This is a genomic window from Amycolatopsis alba DSM 44262, assembly GCF_000384215.1.
GTDB classification, from domain to species: Bacteria; Actinomycetota; Actinomycetes; order Mycobacteriales; family Pseudonocardiaceae; genus Amycolatopsis; species Amycolatopsis alba.
In genome coordinates this window covers 674643-694551 of sequence record NZ_KB913032.1, presented here as the reverse complement: position 1 = coordinate 694551, position 19909 = coordinate 674643, and the positions used below count along the sequence as shown (strand labels likewise).

At 69.8% G+C, this 19909-nt stretch carries 21 protein-coding genes and 2 riboswitches; of the genes, 14 read left to right on the top strand and 7 right to left on the bottom strand.

All coding sequences use genetic code 11. The features are described from left to right. Positions 1–6 precede the first annotated feature (6 nt). Positions 7–375 carry a ClpX C4-type zinc finger protein gene (locus AMYAL_RS0103065; RefSeq protein ID WP_020629832.1) on the bottom strand — a complete coding sequence of 123 codons (369 nt, stop codon included), beginning with the start codon at positions 373–375 and terminating at the stop codon, positions 7–9. A gap of 138 nt (positions 376–513) precedes the next feature. Here AMYAL_RS0103065 and AMYAL_RS0103060 point away from each other — a divergent pair, with 138 nt between their 5' ends. Then, a complete protein-coding gene (locus AMYAL_RS0103060) occupies positions 514–1344 on the top strand; it encodes an LLM class F420-dependent oxidoreductase (RefSeq protein ID WP_026466694.1) in 831 nt (276 codons plus the stop codon). 161 nt (positions 1345–1505) lie between these two features. Here the strand turns inward: AMYAL_RS0103060 and AMYAL_RS0103055 are convergent, their stop codons facing one another. Then, positions 1506–2513 carry a prenyltransferase/squalene oxidase repeat-containing protein gene (locus AMYAL_RS0103055; protein ID WP_039793774.1) on the bottom strand — a complete coding sequence of 336 codons (1008 nt, stop codon included), beginning with the start codon at positions 2511–2513 and terminating at the stop codon, positions 1506–1508. Positions 2514–2548: 35 nt separating this feature from the next. Beyond that, positions 2549–2673: riboswitch (cobalamin riboswitch) on the bottom strand. Between the two features lie 83 nt (positions 2674–2756). Beyond that, a riboswitch (cobalamin riboswitch) is annotated at positions 2757–2898 on the top strand. Between the two features lie 83 nt (positions 2899–2981). Between AMYAL_RS0103055 and AMYAL_RS50120 the strand changes: the two genes are divergently transcribed. The 6 genes from AMYAL_RS50120 to AMYAL_RS0103025 are packed head-to-tail and all read left to right on the top strand — an operon-like array spanning position 2982 to position 10758. Beyond that, positions 2982–5705: a hypothetical protein gene (locus tag AMYAL_RS50120; RefSeq protein WP_020629829.1), complete on the top strand. Its 2724-nt coding sequence runs from the start codon at positions 2982–2984 to the stop codon at positions 5703–5705. Beyond that, positions 5702–6280, top strand: a complete 579-nt coding sequence (locus tag AMYAL_RS0103045) for a hypothetical protein (protein ID WP_020629828.1) — start codon at positions 5702–5704, stop codon at positions 6278–6280. Before AMYAL_RS50120 ends, AMYAL_RS0103045 begins: the two co-directional genes overlap by 4 nt. Next, complete coding sequence (locus AMYAL_RS0103040; RefSeq protein ID WP_020629827.1) at positions 6277–7209, top strand: hypothetical protein; 933 nt, start codon at positions 6277–6279, stop codon at positions 7207–7209. Before AMYAL_RS0103045 ends, AMYAL_RS0103040 begins: the two co-directional genes overlap by 4 nt. After that, a complete protein-coding gene (locus tag AMYAL_RS0103035; protein ID WP_020629826.1) occupies positions 7209–8336 on the top strand; it encodes an energy-coupling factor transporter transmembrane component T in 1128 nt (375 codons plus the stop codon). Before AMYAL_RS0103040 ends, AMYAL_RS0103035 begins: the two co-directional genes overlap by 1 nt. Then, positions 8333–9928: an ABC transporter ATP-binding protein gene (locus tag AMYAL_RS0103030; RefSeq protein WP_020629825.1), complete on the top strand. Its 1596-nt coding sequence runs from the start codon at positions 8333–8335 to the stop codon at positions 9926–9928. Before AMYAL_RS0103035 ends, AMYAL_RS0103030 begins: the two co-directional genes overlap by 4 nt. Next, the gene (locus AMYAL_RS0103025; protein ID WP_020629824.1) at positions 9925–10758 is read left to right on the top strand and encodes an ECF transporter S component family protein; all 834 of its coding nucleotides are present in this window, start codon (positions 9925–9927) and stop codon (positions 10756–10758) included. Before AMYAL_RS0103030 ends, AMYAL_RS0103025 begins: the two co-directional genes overlap by 4 nt. Positions 10759–10762: 4 nt before the next feature. Here AMYAL_RS0103025 and AMYAL_RS0103020 read toward each other — a convergent pair whose 3' ends face one another. Both AMYAL_RS0103020 and AMYAL_RS0103015 read right to left on the bottom strand, forming a co-directional pair. After that, a complete protein-coding gene (locus AMYAL_RS0103020; RefSeq protein WP_020629823.1) occupies positions 10763–11098 on the bottom strand; it encodes a hypothetical protein in 336 nt (111 codons plus the stop codon). 29 nt (positions 11099–11127) lie between these two features. Beyond that, on the bottom strand, positions 11128–11757 hold the full coding sequence (locus tag AMYAL_RS0103015) for an SRPBCC family protein (protein ID WP_020629822.1): 630 nt from the start codon (positions 11755–11757) through the stop codon (positions 11128–11130). A gap of 116 nt (positions 11758–11873) precedes the next feature. Between AMYAL_RS0103015 and AMYAL_RS0103010 the strand changes: the two genes are divergently transcribed. The 5 genes from AMYAL_RS0103010 (at position 11874) to AMYAL_RS0102990 (ending at position 16854) form a co-directional block, all read left to right on the top strand. Then, positions 11874–12539, top strand: coding sequence for a TetR/AcrR family transcriptional regulator (locus AMYAL_RS0103010; protein WP_026466693.1), 666 nt, complete (start codon positions 11874–11876; stop codon positions 12537–12539). A gap of 203 nt (positions 12540–12742) precedes the next feature. Then, positions 12743–13324, top strand: coding sequence for a hypothetical protein (locus AMYAL_RS0103005; protein ID WP_020629820.1), 582 nt, complete (start codon positions 12743–12745; stop codon positions 13322–13324). 115 nt (positions 13325–13439) lie between these two features. After that, positions 13440–13736: a hypothetical protein gene (locus AMYAL_RS0103000; RefSeq protein WP_020629819.1), complete on the top strand. Its 297-nt coding sequence runs from the start codon at positions 13440–13442 to the stop codon at positions 13734–13736. 296 nt (positions 13737–14032) lie between these two features. Next, on the top strand, positions 14033–15265 hold the full coding sequence (locus AMYAL_RS0102995; RefSeq protein WP_020629818.1) for a hypothetical protein: 1233 nt from the start codon (positions 14033–14035) through the stop codon (positions 15263–15265). Positions 15266–15306: 41 nt separating this feature from the next. After that, positions 15307–16854, top strand: a complete 1548-nt coding sequence (locus AMYAL_RS0102990) for an alpha/beta hydrolase (RefSeq protein ID WP_020629817.1) — start codon at positions 15307–15309, stop codon at positions 16852–16854. Here the strand turns inward: AMYAL_RS0102990 and AMYAL_RS0102985 are convergent. After that, positions 16818–17483 carry a response regulator gene (locus tag AMYAL_RS0102985; RefSeq protein ID WP_020629816.1) on the bottom strand — a complete coding sequence of 222 codons (666 nt, stop codon included), beginning with the start codon at positions 17481–17483 and terminating at the stop codon, positions 16818–16820. The two genes, AMYAL_RS0102990 and AMYAL_RS0102985, sit on opposite strands and share 37 nt — an antisense overlap. Continuing rightward, positions 17480–18199, bottom strand: a complete 720-nt coding sequence (locus tag AMYAL_RS0102980) for a sensor histidine kinase (protein ID WP_020629815.1) — start codon at positions 18197–18199, stop codon at positions 17480–17482. The genes AMYAL_RS0102985 and AMYAL_RS0102980 overlap by 4 nt, the downstream gene beginning before the upstream one ends. A 180-nt stretch (positions 18200–18379) precedes the next feature. Between AMYAL_RS0102980 and AMYAL_RS0102975 the strand changes: the two genes are divergently transcribed. After that, entirely contained in the window at positions 18380–18613 is a 234-nt protein-coding gene (locus tag AMYAL_RS0102975) for a hypothetical protein (protein WP_020629814.1), read from the top strand. Positions 18614–18621: 8 nt separating this feature from the next. Here the strand turns inward: AMYAL_RS0102975 and AMYAL_RS0102970 are convergent, their stop codons facing one another. Further along, positions 18622–18846, bottom strand: a complete 225-nt coding sequence (locus AMYAL_RS0102970) for a hypothetical protein (protein ID WP_026466692.1) — start codon at positions 18844–18846, stop codon at positions 18622–18624. 221 nt (positions 18847–19067) lie between these two features. Here AMYAL_RS0102970 and AMYAL_RS0102965 point away from each other — a divergent pair, with 221 nt between their 5' ends. Next, on the top strand, positions 19068–19901 hold the full coding sequence (locus AMYAL_RS0102965; protein ID WP_020629812.1) for a hypothetical protein: 834 nt from the start codon (positions 19068–19070) through the stop codon (positions 19899–19901). Positions 19902–19909: the final 8 nt, after the last annotated feature.

The window sequence follows — 19909 nt, the reverse complement described above, 5'->3', positions numbered from 1 at the left end:
GACGGGCTACTTCTCGCCGGAGAATCGCTCCCAGGCCGATTGACGGGTGATGCCGAGGGCGTCCCCGATCCGGGTCCAGCTGGCGCCCAGTTCCCTGGCGCGCCGAACCCAGCCGGCGAGGCTTTCCTCCACCTGGTCCGACGTCCTGGCGACTCGAGGCAGAGCCGCCAGGACGTCTTCGAGGTCATGCGCCTGCTCCCACGGGGCGAGCTGGGGAACCGCGGCCGTCCTGGTCTCGATGACCTGCTGGCACAGCACCACGCAAGCCGAGCAGATGAACACCCCCGGTCCCGCGACCAGGGCACTGACCTCCGTGTTGGGCTTGAGGCAGAACGAGCACGCGGCGATGACCGACTGGTCCGCAGTGGAGGGCATGGCACACCTTTCCCGACGTTTTGTCAGGCGCATCCTGACAGGGCGTCAGGTTAGCCCTGACAAGATGCCGGGTGCAAGAGCCGCGGCCGAGTGAGGGCCTCCGGGAATACCCGGTGGCCCTCAGGAGTCGTGCTGATCATGGACTTCGGTATCGCGACGTCAGTGACCGACGAGGGAATCCGGCCGCACGTACTGGGAGCGGCGTTGGAGGAGAAGGGTTTCGACTCCCTCTACCTCCCCGAACATTCCCACATCCCGGTCAGCAGGGAGAGCCCGTACCCCGGTGGTGAGCTGCCGCGGGGCGCCCTCCGCAATCTCGACCCGTTCGTGGCGCTGGCCGCCGCCGCGACGGTCACCTCGAAACTCCGGCTGGGCACCGCGGTCGCCCTGATGATCCAGCGCGACCTGTTCTACACGGCCAAGGAAATCTCCAGCCTCGACCTGCTTTCCGGCGGCCGGGTGGTCTTCGGGGTCGGGGCGGGCTGGAACATCGAGGAGATGCGCAACCACGGCGTCGACCCGCGGACGCGGGGCGCGCTGCTGACCGAACAGCTCCAGGCGCTCAAGGAGATCTGGACCAAGGACGAGGCGGAGTTCCACGGCAAGCACGTCGACTTCGATCCGGTCTACTCCTGGCCGAAGCCGGTGCGGAAACCGCATCCGCCGATCTACGTCGCCGGTCAGGGCCCGGCCGGGCTCAAACGGCTCGCCGAACACGCCGACGGCTGGCTGCCGCATTCCGTGACCCCGCCTGAGGAATTGCGGCGCGTCCGGTCGTGGCTCGCCGACCAGGGCCGTGAAGACGTCCGGATCAGCGTGTTCGGCGCTCCGGCCGATCTCGACCTGCTGCGCGGCCTCGCCGATGCCGGGGTCGACGAGGTCTCCCTCATCCTGCCGACGCTGCCCGAGGCCGAGACGCTGGAGCGCCTCGACAAGCTTGTGCAGGTCGTCGAGCCGCTCCGCGCCTGAAGAACCGTGGGTGGCGTCACGGGCTCGCGCCGGTCCTGTTCCGGGGCAGACGACGTGACGGTGGAGGATTCAGGACGTTCAACGTCCCAAATCCTCCACACTCGACCACCAGCCAAGCAACTACGAGTCCACCAGAACCGGCCTCACCACTCACCGGCCGCTTACGGGCAGGCGAGCACCGGAGCCTGCGGACGGCCGCCGCCGTGCAGGTCACTCAGCGGAACCCTGGCCAGGCCGAGGATCGCCTGCGCGGTCGCGCGCGGGGCGGTCGACGGGTTCAGGCCGGTGGCGTCGTAGGCGATCGCGCCGCGGTCCGCCTCGGCGCCGGTGCAGCCGGTCTGCAGCGACCGCAGGAATTCCCGCGCCTTGACCGCGGCGGCGGGACGGTGCCCGGCCAGCGCTTCGGCGGCGAGGCCGGTGCTGTTGGCGTTCGGCGCGTTCGTGCCGACACCGAAGCCGCCGTTCGCGTGCTGCTTGGTGACCAGCCAGGTGGTGCCTTCGCGGGCGTTCACCGCGTCACCGGTGGCGCGCAGGGCCTGCACGACCATCGCGGTCGAGTCGACGTCGCTCGTGCAGGTCGCTTCGCCGAAGTTCAGCGGGAAGCCGCCGTCCGCGCACTGGCTGCCCGCCAGGAAGGTCACCGCCGACGCGGGCGCCCCGGCGGGGGTGCGATCCAGCGCCAGCAGGGCGAGCGACTGCGAGAAGGCGTTGGAGTAGTCGCCGAATTCGGAGCGGTCGGAGAACCGGCCGGACGGCGTGAGCAGCGAGAGCAGTCCCGTTTTCAGATCGACACCGCCGAACGACGCCGGGTTCTTGCCCCGGATCTGCGCGGCGAGCAGAAGTTTGGCGTGCGCGCCCGCGTACGCCTCGGCGCCGCTGCCGACGTAGCCGGTGGTGATCTCCGGCTTCGCCAGCCAGGCGATCGCCTTGCCCGCGTTCGTGTCGGACACCCCGGCGGCGGCGAACGCGAAGATCGCGTCGATCGTCAAGCCCTGGTCGGGGAACTTCTGGCCGCCGAAGTCGGCCTCGAACCTTTCCCCGTCGGTCAGCTGCCTGGCGAGCCAGCCCGCGGCGGCGTCCGCCTTGACCGGGGTGGCCGCGGTCGCCGCCGGTGCGGCGACCAGTCCGATGCCGCACAGCAAGGCGACAGCGAGGACCAAACGTCTCATGAGAACCCTTTCCCGCATTTCCACGACAGGAGTCGGTGGTGACACCGCGCGATGTGGGTGACCGGGCTCGCCTGGAGGGCATACCGTTGCGGGACAGCGCCGGACTCTCACCGGACTTCCCCCACGACCGCGCTGAATCGGACGAACCGAAGAATCTCATCCCGGTCAAGCGCCGGGGTACCGCCGGGCGCGAGCGGTGATGTGATCCTGGCAACCGACCTGGTCAGCGGTGCCTGCCGCAGGTAATCGAGTGTTAACCTCGGCGGGCTCGACAACTGAACACCGCTGCCCGTGACGGGGAAGCCGGTCGAAATCCGGCGCTGTCGCGCAACCGTGGGCCCTTCACCAGGGCGAGCCGGGGTACCGCACGGGCGGATGAACCAACCAGAAGTCCGAACCACTGTCGCGATAAACAGGGGTGACTGCGGCGTCCCGCGCCTGTCCTCCGTCATGCCGCAAGGAGGAGTCATGCGCCGCGGGTACCAGGCCGCACTGGCCTTCGCCGTCAGCGTCGGCGTGGTCGCCGCACTGCTCACCGGAACGGCGACGGCCGCCGGTGACCGTGACGCGGCGCAGGCGAATTCCCGCTGGCTCGCGACGAAACTGAAGCCGGACGGCACGCTCGAGAACCCCGCCGGCGGTCAGCTGCCCGACCACGGCCTGATGCTCGACGTGCTCTTCGCGATGTACGCCGCGGGCGAAGGTCAGCGTGCCGAGCCGATCGCGAAGTTCCTCGACGAACAAGGCCACGCCACCGACTACTTCACCTGGGACGGGTTCATCCCCGGCGCGGGGTTCGACAACGTCATCGTCGGCGGCGCCACGGCCAAGACCCTGGTCGCCGCGGAGGTCTCCGGCCGGAACCCCCGGAGCTTCGACGGCTACGACCTGGTCGCCGAGACCAAGGCCGCGATCATGCGCAACGGCCCCGACAAGGGCCGGGTAAGCGACTACACGAAGAATCCCGACATCACTGGCACGGTGAGCAACAACGCCAACATGTTCGGCCAGGCGCTCGGCGTGATCGGGCTCGCCGCGGTGGGCGAGAACGACCAGCTCGCCATCGACAAGCTGCTGACCCAGCAGTGTTCCGAGGGCTACTTCCGCATCTTCTTCCCCTACATCCCGACGAAAGAGACCGGCGACCACGTCACCCCGGACGGTCACAAGGTCTCGACCTGCGACGAGGGCAAGCCGCTCGACCTGTCCCCGTCCGACGGCGACGCCACCGGCATCGCGCTTTCGGCGATGGTGGCCGCGCGGAAGGCGGGCGCGACCGGGCTCGACGCCCCGATCGCCAAGACCGTCTCGTGGCTGCTCGGCAACCAGAGCGCCGGTGGCGGCTGGGGTGGCGGCGTCGGCACCGAGGCCCCGAACACCAACAGCACCGGGATGATCGTCCAGGGGCTCGCCGACGCGGGCGGCGCGGCCGCGGCGGTGGACAAGGGCGTGCGGTTCCTCAAATCCGCGCAGGCCAACGCCGCGGCCGACGCAGGCAACCGGCTCGCGGGCGAACTCGGCGCGATCGCCTACAACCCCGCTTCCTACGAAGCCGCGCGTACCTCGGGCATCAGCGGGCTCGACACCTGGATCCGCGCGGGTGCCCAGGCTTCGCTCGGGCTGGCGCAGATCGGCTTCTATTCGCTCGCGAAGGGCGGCGCGCAGCCGCCGACCAGCAGCGTTTCGGAAACGCCGACGACCTCGTCCGAAACGGGCTCGCCCACGAGCACCCCGACTTCGACCACGAGCGAACCGGTGCCGACCAGCACCACCACGACCACGACCACGACCACCACCACGACCACAACGACGACGACCACCACGACCACGACGTCGGTGACACCGACGCCGAGCACGTCGTCCCAGTCGGTCAGCCCGCCCGCGCCGAGCACGGTCACCGTCACGAACACCCCGCCCGCAGCCAAACCGGTGCCGGACAAGCCGGCACCGAAGACCGTGGCGCCGAAACCCAAGAAGACCGTCACCCCCAGGGCGTCGACCGGCGCCAGGGTCCCGCCGCCGACCGCGATCGCCACGCCGGTCGCGGTCCCCGGCACGGCCACCGCGGCTTCCCGGCTCGGTGCGTACCTGACGAACCGGCTCGTCGGCGGTGACCACGTCGAGGTCACCGAGGACGGGAAGACCTACGTCGACTACGACGCCACCGCCGATCTCGTGCTGGCCCTGCGGGCGCTGGACGAGCAGCCGGACACGGTCGCCCGCGCCTCGAAGTTCCTGCTCACGAACGAAGCCGTGCAGGCCTACGCCCACGGCGCGCCCTACGAGCAGAGCGGGGCCGCCTACGCCGAGCCGCTCGCGAAACTCGTGCTCGTCGCCGAATTCGCCAAGGCGGACGTCGCCGGGCAGTTGCGCGCCGATCTGGTGAAACTGCGTGGCGTGGACGGCAAGTTCACCGATATCGGGTCCTTCGCCGACGCTGACGAGACCGTCGAGCGGCACTCTTGGGCGGTGCTCGCCACTGCCGCCGACCCCGGCCCCGCGGTCGAACTGCTCCTTTCGCGCCAGTGCGCCGACGGAACCTTTCCGAAGCACCTCGACACCGCGGAGTGCGGCTCCGGCGACCTCGGCGCGACGGCCGCGGCGGTCACCGCGCTGGCCGCCCGTCCGCACACCGACGCCGCGCCGTCGACCAAACGGCCCGACGGCTGGACCGAGCGGCGCGTTTCGGCGTTCGTCTCCGCGGTGGGCGCGCTCGGCGTCCGGCCGACCGGCGAGGGCATGGTGACCGGCGAAGCGGGCGAGCCGGACGTCGCGCTCAGCGCCGTCGTGGCCGCCGCGCGGCAGATCGCCGGCCTCGACGCGAGCGGAACCGCGCGGTCGCTGGGCAAACTGGTCCAGGCCGACGGCGGTTTCGTCAAGGGAGCGGTCGCGGCGAGCGACGGGAAGACCGACTTCCCGACCAGCCTGGCCGCCGCGCAAGGGGTCGCGGGCCGATCCTGGCTCACCGCCGCGGATTCGCCGCTGTCTCCCGCGATCCGGCTGCCGCTCTCGCAGCCGGACATCGCCGCTGCCGTCTCCGGCACCCAGGTGCAGGCGGCCGCCGCCCAAGCTCCTCAGCCACCGTGGCTGATCTGGGGACTCGTCGGCCTCGCCGGGCTCCTGCTGGCCGCCGCGATCGTGCTCGTCTTCCTGCTTCGCCGGTTCATCAAGACAAAGGGGGCTACACCATGAGAAAACTGCTCACCGTCGCGACCGTCCTCATCGGACTGATCGGGCTTTCCGCCGCACCCGCGAACGCGGTCGATCCCGCCAAGGGCTACGACGGGATCTGCACCGGCGCCGACGCGCTCACCGGCACGACCGTCGTCGTCGACTTCCAGGAACTGGACGGCAACGGCGGGACCGCCGCGCCGACGATCACCCGCTGTTCGCCGAACGCGAGCCCCGGCACCGCCCGCACGGGTATCAAGGCGTTGCAGGACGCGGGGATCGCGGTCGCGGGCACCGCCCGCTGGGGGCTTGGTTTCGTCTGCCGCCTGGAAGGCCGCCCGTCCGCGACGGAGACCATCCCGCTGTCGAGCAACCCGGCATACAAGGAACCGTGCGTCAACACGCCGCCCGCCGGCGCGTACTGGGGTTACTGGCACGCCGACGGTTCCGGTACCACCTGGACCTACAGCAGCTACGGCGCGCTCAACCGCAACGTCGTCCCCGGTGGCTTCGAAGGCTGGTCGTTCTCGCTGAACAAGTCGGCGACGACCAACCCGGTTCCCGGTGTCACGCCGAGGAACCCGGCCATCCCGTGAGGAAGGTCTTCGGGGTGGTGGCGGCGATCTTCCTGATCGCCGCCACGGCGCCGTCCGCGCACGCGGTCGACCAGGGCAAGGGCTATCCCGGCTTCTGCAAGGACGCCACCGGGGTCACCGTCGTCGTCGACTTCCAGAAACTCGGCGGCACGACCATCGTGCGCTGCAACCCCCAGTCCACGCGCGGCACCGGGCTGGACGCGCTCAAGGGCGCGGGTTTCCAGATCGCCGGGGTGCAGCGCTGGGGCGAGTCGTTCATCTGCCGGGTCGAGAACCGCCCGTCGGCGACCGAGAATCTCCCGATCGCGGGTCGCGACAAGTACCGCGAGCTGTGTGTCGACACGCCCCCGGCGCAGGCCTACTGGTCGTACTGGCACGCCTCGAACAACTGCGCGTGGGACTACAGCCAGTGGGGCGTCAAGAACCGCGACTTCATCCCCGGTGGTTTCGAGGGCTGGTCGTTCTCCCTGAACGCCACCGCCCAGACGAACCCGGTGCCGCGGGTCTCCGCGGTGCGGCCGGGCACTGAGAGCCAGCCGTGCGTGCCGCGTGAGGAGGCCAAGCCGGTCACCGACGACCCGGCCGAGCAGCAGCAACAGCGGCCACCGGCGGGGAACGGGCAACAGGCCGACGGTCCGCAAGCGACGGAGGAGGTCCGGCCAGGGGAGGCGCCGGTCGCGGGCCCGAGTTCCGGAGCGCTGCCGCCGCCCAAGCCGCGTCCGAGCGCTTCGGCGAGGCCGAAGGCGCAGGACCCGTCGCTGAACGTCGCGTTCACCGGCGGCGAGAACGCCGAGGACGTCAACGTGGTGATCGAGCGCGAATCCGGCGCCAGCGGCTGGGCGCCCTGGGCGGCCGGTGGCGCGGTACTGGCGTTGTGCGTGGCAGGATTCCTGGTCGCACGCAGACGCAAACGCGCACAAGGAGCTTGATGACGTCCTACTTCCTGCCGCGCGACCTGCATCCGGCCGCCTGGTGGGTGTGGGCGCTGGGGCTCGCCGTCGCGGCGACCCGGACGACGAACCCGTGGCTGCTGCTGACCATCGTGGCGGTCACGGGTTATGTCGTCGTGGCCCGGCGCAGCGAGGCGCCCTGGGCGCTGGCGTTCCGGCTCTACCTGTACCTCGGCGCGTTCATCGTCGCGATCCGCGTGTTCTTCCGCGTCGTGTTCGGCGGCGCCGAGGGCTCCACGATCATCCTGCGGCTGCCCGAGATCCCGCTGCCGGAATGGGCGGCGGGAATCCGGCTCTTCGGGGACGTGTCCGCGGAATCGTTGCTGGGCGGGCTTTACGACGGGATGCGGCTGGCGACGATGGTGATCTGCCTCGGCGCTGCCAACGCGCTGGCGAATCCGAAACGGCTGCTCAAGGCGATGCCGCCGGCGTTGTACGAAGTGGGCACCGCGGTGATCGTCGCGCTGTCGGTGTTCCCGCAGCTGGCCGAAAGCGTGCTGCGGGTCCGGCGCGCCCGCAAACTGCGCGGCGGCTCGGGCAAGAAGAAGGTCAAGGCCTTGCACACCGTGCTCATCCCGGTGCTGGAGGACGCGCTTTCCCGCTCGCTGCAGCTCGCCGCGTCGATGGACTCCCGTGGCTACGGCCGCGCGGGACTGGTCGAAGCGCGGACCAGGCTGATCACGGGCACCCTGATGATCGTCGGCCTGATCGGTGTCTGCGTCGGCGTTTACGCCACTTTGGACGGTTCGACGCCCAGATATCTCGCCGCACCGGTGCTTTCCGTTGGCCTCGTGATCGGCCTGGTCGGGTTCTGGTCGGCGGGCAAACGGGTCCGGCGCACCCGGTACCGGCCCGACCGCTGGCATCTGCCGGAGATCGTCGTCGCGGTGAGCGGGATCGCCGTGGCGGCCATCCTGTTCACGACGTCGGAAGTGAACCCGATGAACATGAACCCTTCGCTGATCACCCTGTCCTGGCCTTCGCTCTCGTGGGGTCCGTTGCTCGGTGTCCTGATCGGCGTGCTTCCCGCGTTCCTGACCCCGGTCCCTGAGCCTCCTTACGCCGCACTCGAAGAACCAGTGCTCGAAAAAGAAGGCACGGCATGATCGAACTCGACCACGTTTCCTTCACCTACCACGGCCGTTCCGAGCCGGTGCTCGCCGACGTGACGCTGTCCATCGGCGAAGGCGAGCTCGTGTTGTTCGCGGGCCAGACGGGCGCGGGCAAGTCGACGCTGCTCGGCACGATCAACGGTCTCGTCCCGCATTTCACCGGCGGTCACCTCGAAGGAACGGTTTCCGTCGACGGCGTCACGACGTGGTCCCGGCCGCCGCGCGAGTTCGCGCATCTGGTCGGTGTCGTCGGGCAGGATCCCTTGGCGGGCTTCGTCACCGACACGGTCGAGGACGAACTCGCGTACGGCATGGAGCAGCTCGGCCTGAGCCCGCAGGTGATGCGCCGCCGGGTCGAAGAGACGCTCGATCTCCTCGGCATCGCGGAACTGCGCAGGCGCGCGCTGCGGACACTGTCCGGTGGGCAGCAGCAGCGGGTGGCGATCGGCTCGGTGCTCACCACTCATCCGAAGGTGCTGGTGCTGGACGAACCGACGTCGGCGCTGGACCCGACCGCCGCCGAGGAGGTGCTGGCGACGCTGGCCAGGCTGGTGGAAGACCTCGGCACGACCGTGCTGATGGCCGAGCACCGGATGGAACGCGTGATCCCGTTCGCGGACCGGATGATCCACGTCCCCGGCACCGGGGGAGTGGTCGACGGGACCCCGCCGGAAGTGCTGAAGGACATGCCCATCGCGCCGCCGATCGTCCACTTGGGACGGCTGGCCGCCTGGGATCCGCTGCCGATGACGGTCCGTGACGCGCGACGCCGGGCTTCTTCGCTGACGCTGGGGACTCCGCCCGCGCGGGACACGACCGCGGGCGACGAGCTGCTGATCGCCGACGGCGTCGTCGTGCGGTACGGGCCGAAGGTCGCCGTGCGCGAGGTCGACCTTGCCCTGCGCGCCGGCGAGGTGCTGGCGATGATGGGACGCAACGGTTCCGGCAAGTCGTCGCTGCTGTGGGCGGTGCAGGGGTCCGGTCCCCGCCACGGCGGCAAGGTCACCGTCGGCGGCAAGGACCCGAAGACGCTGAGCAGCGCCGAGGCGCGGAAACTCGTCGGCATGGTGCCGCAGACCGCGAGCGACCTGCTGTACCTGCAGACAGTCGCCGCCGAATGCGAGGCAGCCGACGCCGAGTCGGGAGCGGAGCCGGGGCACAGCCGTGGCCTGCTCGACAGGCTCGCTCCCGGCATCGATCCCGCGTCGCATCCGCGGGACCTTTCGGAGGGCCAGCGGCTCGCGCTCGTGCTCGCGGTGCAGCTTTCGGCCGCCCCGCGGATCATGCTGCTGGACGAACCGACCCGCGGCCTCGACTACACCGCGAAGGCCGCGCTGGCGCAGATGATCGCGTCGCTGACGGCCGAGGGCAAGGCGGTCGTCGTGGCCACCCACGACGTCGAGTTCGTCGCGACGATCGCGCACCGCGTGCTCGTGATGGCGGAGGGGGAGGTCGTCTCGGACGGCCCGACCGGCGAGGTGCTCGGCGGCTCCCCGGCGTTCGCCACCCAGGTCGCCAAGATCCTCGGGGAGCCGTGGCTCACCGTCGACGACGTCCGATCCGCGCTGCCGCAGGAGGTCCCGTGAGCACGGCGCCCGCGGTCCGGCTGGGCCCGCGCTCGGCGACGGTGCTCGGCCTCGCGTCGCTGGCGGGGCTGATGATGTTCGTCTGGCCGCTCCTGGTCCGGGTCGAACCGCAGTCGATGCAGCACGGTCCGGACGCGCCGTTCGTGTTCATCGGGATCCTGCCGATCCTGATCGTCATCGTGCTGGCCGAGATGTCCGAAGGGGGCATGGATTCCAAGGCCCTCGCGATGCTCGGCGTGCTCTCGGCGGTGAACGCGGCCCTGCGGCCGCTCGGCGCGGGGACCGCGGGGATCGAGACCGTGTTCTTCCTGCTGGTGCTGGCCGGGCGGGTGCTCGGGCCCGGATTCGGTTTCGTGCTGGGCTGTACGTCGCTGTTCGCTTCGGCGCTGCTGACCGCCGGGGTGGGGCCGTGGCTGCCGTTCCAGATGATGTGCTCGGCGTGGATCGGGATGGGCGCGGGACTGCTGCCGCGCCGCGTCACCGGCAAGGCCGAGATCGCGATGCTGGTCGGCTACGGGATCTTCGTCGCGTACGTGTTCGGCTTCCTGATGAACCTGTGGTTCTGGCCGTTCATCACCGACGCCGAAGTGCCGTACCACGACGGGCACATCTCCTACGTTCCCGGCGCCCCGCTGCTGGAGAACCTGCACCGGTTCGCCGTCTTCACCCTGCTGACGTCGACGGCGGGCTGGGACACGGGGCGGGCGATCACCAACGCGGTGGCGATCCTGGTGCTGGGGCCCGCCGTGCTCGCGACGTTGCGCCGCGCGTCACGGAAGGCCTCCTACGGCGTGATCCCTTCGTTCACCGACGGCACGTCCCGCGTTTAGTCCGCTACTTGCGTGCGCGGACGTGGTACGCGACGGCGAACGCGACTCCCGCGGCGACGATGATCGCGGCGAACACGGGATGCATGTCCTTCGAGAGGCTCTGCGCGCGTTCGGGGCCGATCGCCCAGAGCGCCAAGGGCGTGGCGTAGGCCGCGGCGAGGGCGGCAGCGCCCCATCTGAGCGCCTTGAGGCGGGCGTCGCGCAGGGTGCCGATCAGCACGACGGCGACCGGGACGACGGCGAGCATCGCGAACTGGCCGATGACCATGATCGGGACGGCCCAGGCCGAGATGATGACGGAACGCGGGGCGCGGCGGACGGTGGTCGTCTGGGTGGACATCGGTTCTCCTCCTGAAGGTTCGAGTGTGGTCAGCAGTGGGCTTCGGCAGTGGCCTTGAGGTCCTTCAGCCAGGCTTCGAGGCCCATACCGAGGAACTGGGTCGAGGTGGGCACGTCGGCCTCGACCTGGGCGCCGGACCAGTTCTCCTCGGTGCGGACGAGGACGCCGCCCTTGACCTCGGTGAAGTTCCAGACGTGGACGCCGTTGTCGATGGTGAGGCCCTCGCCGACCGCGGGCCCGCTCCAGCGGAGGCACTTGCCGCGCTGGATCTGGTGCACGGCCGAGGTGATCGACAGCGTGGTGGCGGGGGTCGTGGCCGTGGCGGGCACCGGGGTGGTCCAGCGGAACCGTGAGTTCTTCCGGAGCGGGCCCCGGTCGAGGCGCTTGGTGGTCAGGACCGGCTCCTGCCAGGACGGCCAGCGCTCGACGTCGGTCTGCAAGTGCCAGATCTTGCTCAGCGGAGCGTTGATCAGGGTCTCGGTCCGGTAGTGGATCGGGGCTTTCGTGTCGATGGTCTTGCCCTGGCACGACAACGGGGCGGGAGTGGCGGTGGCGGCCTGGGCGGGCGTCACCGCGCCACCCAGCAGGCCGATGGCCAGCGGAAGGGCGACTGCGGCGGCACGGGCGGCGGTGCGGCGGCGGGGCTTGGTGTCCGTCATGATCCTGCTCCTTGGTTAGTGCTAATTGCGATAGTTAGAAGCTATAACCACGATGAGGTGAGTGTCAATAGGGAAAGTGATAGCCTCTAACGAGCGAGTCCGGAAGGAGCGGGTCGATGGATGCGGACAGGAAGACCTCACGTGAGCGTTACCGGGCTCAGGTGTGCACGGAGATCAAGCGGCACGCGTGGGAACAGCTGGCCACGACGGGCGTCTCCGCGTTGTCCCTCAACGCGATCGCCAAGCACGTCGGCATGAGCGGTCCCGCGCTGTACCGGTACTTCCCGAGCCGCGACGACCTGATCACCGACCTCGTCCGCGACGCCTACCGGAGCCTCGCCGACGCCGTCCTGGCCGCCGGGCCGGGTGGCGGCGTGGCTGGGGTCGCCCACGCCATCAGGGAGTGGGCGCTGGCGGATCCGCAGCGCTACTTGTTCGTCTACGGCACGCCGATTCCCGGCTACCACGCGCCCGGCGACACCACGAAGATCTCGAACGAGATCATGGCCGTGCTGCTCGACGTCCACGCCGCTCTTCCGGACGACAGACGGGCGACGCCGTTCGCCGCGCATCTCGACGATCATCGCGAGTGGGCGGGTGACCTGCCGGTCTCGTCCGCGGTGCTGTGCCGGGCCTTGACGTTCTGGACGCGGCTCCACGGCGTCCTGTCCCTTGAACTGGCCGGCCACTTCGCCGGGATGGGATTCGATCCAGCGGTGCTGTTCGAGGCCGAACTCGGCACCCTGCTTGACGGCGCGCGTCGGTCGGCCGCAAGTCCGTGAAGGCCTCCTTGAGGGACTCGGAGTCCCTCAAGGAGGCCTTCACGGACCACTCGGCCCACTGGTAATGGTCCACAAAGGACTGTTCCCGCTGAGTGGGGCATGGGGGCGGTTTTCCTGTTGTGCGGCGGGTTTTTGGGTGATCGTTGTGCTAGCTTCCGGGGATGCGCGGAGGATCCAGGGTTCCTTTCAGTCGTACGTTCGCAGTGATCGCGTCGATGCTCCTGGCTTCGCTGATCGGCCCCGCGGCCGTCGCGAACGCGTCGCCGTCGCGGCACGTCTGTGAATGCGCCACCCCGTCGATCGACCGGTTGCAGCAATGGCTCGCCTCCGGTGAGGGCACCACGGTTCCGGCGACCGGCAGCCTGCTCGTCCGCGAAGGTGGCGGGTACGCGGCCAAGGTGGCGTTCCTCAAGGCCGAATGGCACGTGGTCGTCGTCTGGCTGGGGAACAAGTTCGAGGCGCAGGCGAATCTCTCGAAATCCGCCGGTTTCTGGATGACCTACAGCGCGACCGACGACCTCTACGTCCAGCTTCGCCCGGCTTCGCACTGGAGCGGCGGCGACAAGTGGCTCACGAAGGTGCCGTCGACCGGCGGGAAGATCGTCAAGAAGTTCTTCAGTTTCGCCCCCGACGCGTGGACGACACTGCCCGAGTTGGGCAAGCCCAACTACTCCTTCGCCTCGGCGCTGACCGAAGCGCGAGGCCTGGTCTTCGTCGGCAAGACCCCCAACAAGCTCGACTTCCGCGGCCTCGCGATCGACGGATATCAGCCGCCCTGCCTCTGAGTACTTCTCGGTGATTCACCTGTCCGGAGTGGCCGCTATCGCGCACCGTGCCCGATTTGTCCTGTACGGTGAACTTTCAGCCGCCTCCGCACGACCGATCCGAGGAGTACCCCTGATGAGCCTGTTCGACTCGCTGAAGGAAAAGGCCGCCGAACTGCTGGGCGGCGCGGGCGACAAGGTCGGCGAACTGACCGGCGTCGACCTTTCCGGTGCCGCCGACCAGGTCACCCAGTCCGCCGGCGACCTCGCGGGCGCCGGGCAGGGTCTCGCCGAGAACGCCACCGCCGCGGGCCAGGACGCCGTCGATTCGGCCACCGCGGCCGGTCAAGGTGCCGTCGACTCCGCCGGTGCCTTCGGCGACGCCGCCACCGGGCTGGCAGGCGGCGTGATCGATCCGAACGCCAGGGGCTGACCGTCCCCGGAATCCCCCGGTATCCGCGGATACCGGGGGATTCCGTCATTTCCGGGCGATGTGATCAGCGGCACTTTCCGCTCCGGGCCGCCGGTACGCCGCCGGCCGGACGCGGCGCGATCCCCGGCCGCGCGCGACGCGCGTCGGGGCAGCCCAGCCAGGGTCCTCCGGTGGGACGACGTCCGATTTTCGGCATGACGATCTTCCGTTTGCCTTGTCCCGCAAGAGGAATCTCGCCGGACAGGCGAAACGGGCAACGGTTGTGGTAACCCGGTGGCCGCCGGGAATCTCAGTCCGTGATCGTCAACCGACTGAAGCCGATCGGCCTGTGCGCCGCGCTCACCGTGCCCGCGCTCGTCCTGCGGTTCTCCGGCGCCGAACCGGGCGCGGTGGCGGGGCTGCTGCTGTTCGGCCTCGCCGTCGTCGCGGCGTCGTTCCTCCTCGCCTGGGCCGCGGAAGCCGCGCAGGTCGACATCTCCGGCGGGCTCGCGATCGCCCTGCTCGCCGTCATCGCGGTGCTCCCCGAGTACGCGGTCGACCTGTACTTCGCCTACACGGCGGGCTCGAATCCCGAGTACGTCGCCTACGCCGCGGCGAACATGACCGGCTCCAACCGGTTGCTGCTCGGCCTCGGCTGGTCGACCGTCGTGCTGATCGGCCTCGCCGTCGCGAAGAAACGCAGCGGGGCCACGGTCCGGGAACTGGTCCTCGATTCGCCGTACCGGATCGAACTCGGCTTCCTCGCGATCGCCTCGATCGTCGCGTTCGTCATTCCGGGGACGGGACAGATCTCGCTGGTCCTCGGCTTCGCACTGCTCGGGTTCTTCGTGTTCTACCTCTGGAAGGTCTCCCGCGCCGAGCCCGGCGAACCCGAACTGGTCGGCCCCGCCGCCACTCTCGGCGCGCTGTCGAAGAGGCCTCGCCGGATCCTGGTGACCACGCTGTTCGTCTTCGCGGCCGTGGTGATCCTCGCCAGTGCGGAACCGTTCGCGCACAACCTGATCGCCGTCGGGACGGAACTGGGCATCGACCGGTTCCTGCTCGTGCAATGGCTCGCGCCGCTGGCGTCGGAGGCGCCGGAGTTCATCGTGGCGATCTTGTTCGCCCTCCGCGGCAAGGGTGACGCGGCGATCGGCACCCTGCTTTCCAGCAAGGTCAACCAATGGACGCTGCTCGTCGGCAGCCTGCCGATCGCCTATGTCCTCGGCGGCGGAGGGACCGCGCTGCGGCTGGACGCCCGCCAGATCGAGGAATTCCTCCTCACCGCCACCCAGACCTTGCTCGGCGTCGCCGCCTTGCTCGCGTTGCGGTTCCCGCGCTGGGCCGCCTGGACCCTGCTCGGCCTGTTCGCGGTGCAGTTCGCGCTGCCCGGCCAGACCGCGCGCTACGTCCTGTGCGGCGTCTACGCGGTCATCGCGCTCGCCGCCCTGATCCGCAACCGGCGCCACATCCTGCCGACGCTGACCGCCCCGTTCCGCCGGGCCCCCTATGCCGCCGGGAGTAGTCACCAGGAGCGGATTTCGGCCTGAGGACAGAGGTTTTCGCGAGTTTCCACGCTTAGCGTCCAGGTATGACGAAGAGAAGACGAACACTCGCGGCGGGGCTCACGATCGCGCTTTTGGCGAGCCTCGCGCAGAGCCAACCGGCCGCCGGGGCGCAGCGGATCGGCTGGCACGACTGCCGGACCGGGCCGGACGACGCGACCGGGCAACTGCTCGCGGCGGCCGGAGCGACCTGCGGTGAGGTCACCGTTCCGCTGGACCACGCCGATCCCGGCGGCCGGACCCTTTCGGTGGCCGTCGCACGCCGTGCCGCGACCGACCCCGCGCGACGCCTGGGCACCCTGATGGTCAACACCGGCGGTCCCGGACCGTCCCGTGAGGGGGTGGCACTGCTGGCGCAAGGCCTGCCACCGGAGGTCCCGTCCGGGGCGCCATCGCTCGCGGCGCGGTACGACCTGGTCGGGATCGACCCTCGGTTCTTCGGGCTCAGCGCGCCGTTGGAATGCGGCTGGCCCACCGGGCGGTACCTGCAGAGTGCCCAGCTGGCGAGTCCGGACAGGGCCTCCTTCGAACGCGGTGTGGCGGTCGCGCGGGATCTCGCGGCGCGGTGCGTCGGCCAGGGCGACCTCCTCGCACACGCGTCCACCCGCGACATCGCGCGTGACATGGACCTTGTGCGAGCCGCTCTCGGGGAACCGAAGATCTCTTATCTTGGCTGGTCTTTCGGCAGCCATCTCGGCGCGGTCTACCGCCAGCTCTTCCCGCGACGCGTCGAGCGGATCGTGCTCGACAGCGCCGCGGCTCCAGGGGCCGCCGGTCCGGCGCTCACCCGTGAAACCGCTCCGGCGGACGCCGCGGCCTTACGTGACTGGGCACGCTGGGCGGCCGTCCGGGACGGGCGCTACCACCTCGGCGCCACCGCGGACGAGGTGCTGGCCGGAGTGGACCGGATCGCCCGCGAACCGCTGCTGCTCGTCGGCGGCCACCGCGTCGACGCGGCGATGATCCCCGGATTGCTGCTCACCGTCGACGACAGCGACGCGTTCTACGCGGAGTTCAGCGCCCAGGTCGTCGTGCTGCGCGATGCCGCACGCGGCCTCGCCGTCACGCCGACGCCCACGCAGGAGTGGAAGCTTTCCCTGTACACCGACCCGAAGGTGGAACCGGCGTTCGGGTTCAGCGCCACGGTCGCGAACCAGTGCGCGGACCGGGCCGCTTCCCGCGATCCCGAAAGCTACTACCGGGACATCCAGGCGCACCGGGCCGCCGAGCCCTTGTTCGGCCCGCTGGCGCGACACATCACGCCCTGCGCGTTCTGGCCCGTCCGGCCCGCGGAGACGCCCGTCGTGATCGGCAACGACCTTCCCGCGCTGCTCGTAGGGGCTTCAGGAGACCCTGTCACGCCGTATGCCGGACAGCGGGCGCTGCGCCGCGCCCTGCCGGGATCCCGCATGGTCACGCTGGACGGCGCCTTCCGGCACGGGGTCTATCTCTTCGACACGGCGCCCTGCGTCACCGAGGTCGTCGAGTCGTACCTGCTCGGCGGCCCTTTGCCCCGGACCGACGTCACCTGCGCCCGTCACCGCTCGCCGGGCCGGACCACGCCCGCTTCGTAGGCGAGGACCACCGCCTGCACCCTGTCCCGCACCCGCAGTTTGGCCAGGATGTTGCCCACGTGGGTCTTCACCGTCCCCGGTGCGACCACCAGCCACTCGGCGATCTCGGCGTTGGACCAGCCTCGGGCCATCCCGGCCAGCACCTCCCGCTCGCGTCCGGTCAGCGTCTCCGCCGACCGGGCCGCGAGCGGGTCGAGCGGGGGCGCCAGCCGGTCCAGCAACCGGCGGGTGGTGGAAGGGGCGATCACCGCGTCGCCTTCGTGCACCGTCCGGATCGCGGCCAGCAACTCCTCCGGGGTGGCGTCCTTGAGCAGGAAGCCGCTGGCCCCGGCCCGGATGGCGGCCAGCGCGTGCTCGTCGACGTCGTACGTCGTGAGCATGACGACCTTCGGCGCGTCAGGCAGGGTCAGCACCCGTCGCGTGGCCTCGATGCCGTCGAGCACCGGCATCCGCACGTCCATCAGCACCAGATCCGGGTTCAGCCGCCGGGTGTGCTCCACCGCGGCGAGACCGTCACCCGCCTCGCCGACCACGGTCACATCCGCCTGCGACTCGATGACCAGCCGGAACCCGGACCGGACCAGGATCTGATCGTCGGCAAGCAGGACACGGACCGGCTCCCCGGTCACGCCGGGCCGTCCCGCAGGACACCGAGCACCCGCCGGAGATCGCCCAGCGCCTGCCGGGCGCATTCGCCGATCGTGACCAGCGCGGACCGGCAGGCCTCGGGCGAGGTCGCGTACCGGCCGCCGTCGGCCTGCGCGATCACCACCGCGAGCGAATGGGCGACGATGTCGTGCATCTCGCGGGAGATCCGGTTCCGCTCCGCGAGGACGGCGAGCCTCGCCTGCTGTTCGCGGTGGGCGAGCCGCACCCGGCGCAGCGTCCCGGTCGCCCAGGCGGCCACCACCGTGCTGGCCAGGAAGACGCCGACGAGCAGATGCGCGGTCACCGGCGACGGCAGCATCGGCCAGCTCAGCCCGCCCAGCGCGGAGCCGGCGAGACCGGCCGCGAGCGCGGCGCCGCCTGCCCACCGCGGTCCGTAGGCCGCCGCGGCGTGCACCGCCAGAGGTACGGCGAGGTCGGCGGGCAAGGCGCCGATGTCGTTCCGGATCGTGAGCCACTGGGCGCCCGCGGTCGCCAGCACGAGCGCCGCGCACACGCCGGCGTCGCGTCGCCGCAAGGCCAGCGGAAGCGCAAGGAGCAGGGAGAACAGGAAATAGACGGGATCGGCGTCGACGAGCAGTCCGAAAAGGACACAGCAGGCCGCGAGCAGCGACGCGGTCAGGACGTCGACGAGCGACTCATGTCCGCGCAGCCAGGAATCGAGTCGTTCACCGGGCACGCCGTCACCTTATGGCGCCGGGCCCGCCACCACCTCGCCGTGTGGGCTGAAGTCACCTACGCCCGCCGGGCTAGCCCGAATGGAGCAAGAAGGCGAAGGTGGTGAGACAGAAATTTTGTTCTGCGACGCCTGTTGTCGCGCTAACCTTGCCGAAACGACTTCATCTGCGGGGGAGCGGACATGGTCGGAATCTGGATAGCGCTCGGGGTATTGCTGCTGGTGATCGGCATCGCGGTGGTGACCGATCTGCGTGATCGGGGGCGAGGCGGCACCCGCAAGATCATGTTGCCTGGCTGGTCTTCCCGGCGTGCGGATTACACGGAGAACGATCTCGTCCACGGGCGCTGGACCGAGAAGCCGCCGCGTGAGCAGGACGAAGAACTCCAGCGCAGGTACAAGGGGAGCGAAGAGTAGGCGCGCTTCTACGCGGCGGGCCTGGTCCAGCGCCACGCGGCGTGCAGGACGGCGATCAGGGCTTCGTCGTCGGCGAAGGTGGGTTCTTCACCGACCGGTACCCACTTCCGGTCGACGACTTCGCCCTGTCTGCTGGACACCACGGAGATCCCTGGATAGGACAGCTCCACGCGACCGTCGTCGGCCACGTGGCGGGGCTCCCAGCGCAGCTGGACAACGCGATCAGCGCTCATCGACCACAACTTTCCGTACTTGCGTACCTGGTAAGTCGTTCGTCGAGGCCGGTATGTTTCACCCCGCCGTCGCGATCGGCTGCGGATTCCCGCGCCGGATCCGGTTCTTCCGGCGAATTCCGCGGAAAGAATGGCGTCGCGCCAAGGCGGTGACCCCGATCACAGCGACCTCTCGGATCGTGGGAACATGAGGTGTACAGCTGCCGGATCCCGGAGGGTGAATGCTCCGCAAAATGCGTCGCTGGCTCGAATTACTCAGTCTCGGCGGTTTGGCGGTGGTCGGTTTCACGGTCGGGATCGCCGAGCAGCTCGGCTGGCTGGACAAAGTCGCGCCGAAAGGGGTCAGCACGCTGACCCTGATCATGGTCAGCGGTGTGGTCGTGGTGCTGCTCATCGAGCTGACCCCGTTGCGCGCCTTGGAAGACATCCGTGATCGCCTCGCCGGTCTCGACATCGACAGCATCGCCTCGAGCCTCCGCCGTTCGCACTACGGCGGTGTGGTCGAGGTGCACAAACGCTTTCCGGACGACGCGTTCGCCGCCCGCGTCGCGAAGGCCAAACAGATCACGATCCTGAACACCTGGATCCCGAACCTGGAACTGCTGGAACACGAACTGGAGGCCGCCATCGTCGACCGCCGGGCCGAGGTGCGGATCATGTTGCTGCACCCGAACTCGATGCTGGTCGGGTTGCGGGAGGCGGCACTGGGCCGGACCGACGGGGCGGGCAACGCCTTCGTGAGCACGGGGATCACGAACTGCCTCGAAACGCTCTCCCGGCTGCACCGGCGGCTGGCGAGACGTCAGGGAAACCTGAAGGTGCGGGTGTTCAACTCGCAGGCCTCGGTCTCGGTGTACCGGGCCGACGGGCACTACCTGGTCAGCATGTTCCTGCACGGCCAGCTGGCGATCAACTCGCCCCAGTTCGAGATCGAGGGCACGCACGACACCGTGCTCGGCGAGCAGATCCAGCGTGAGCTCGACACGTTGTGGGACATCGGCCGTGACGTGGACCTCGGCGACTGGAACCGAAGCATCGACATGATCCGTTTCTGAGCAAGAGG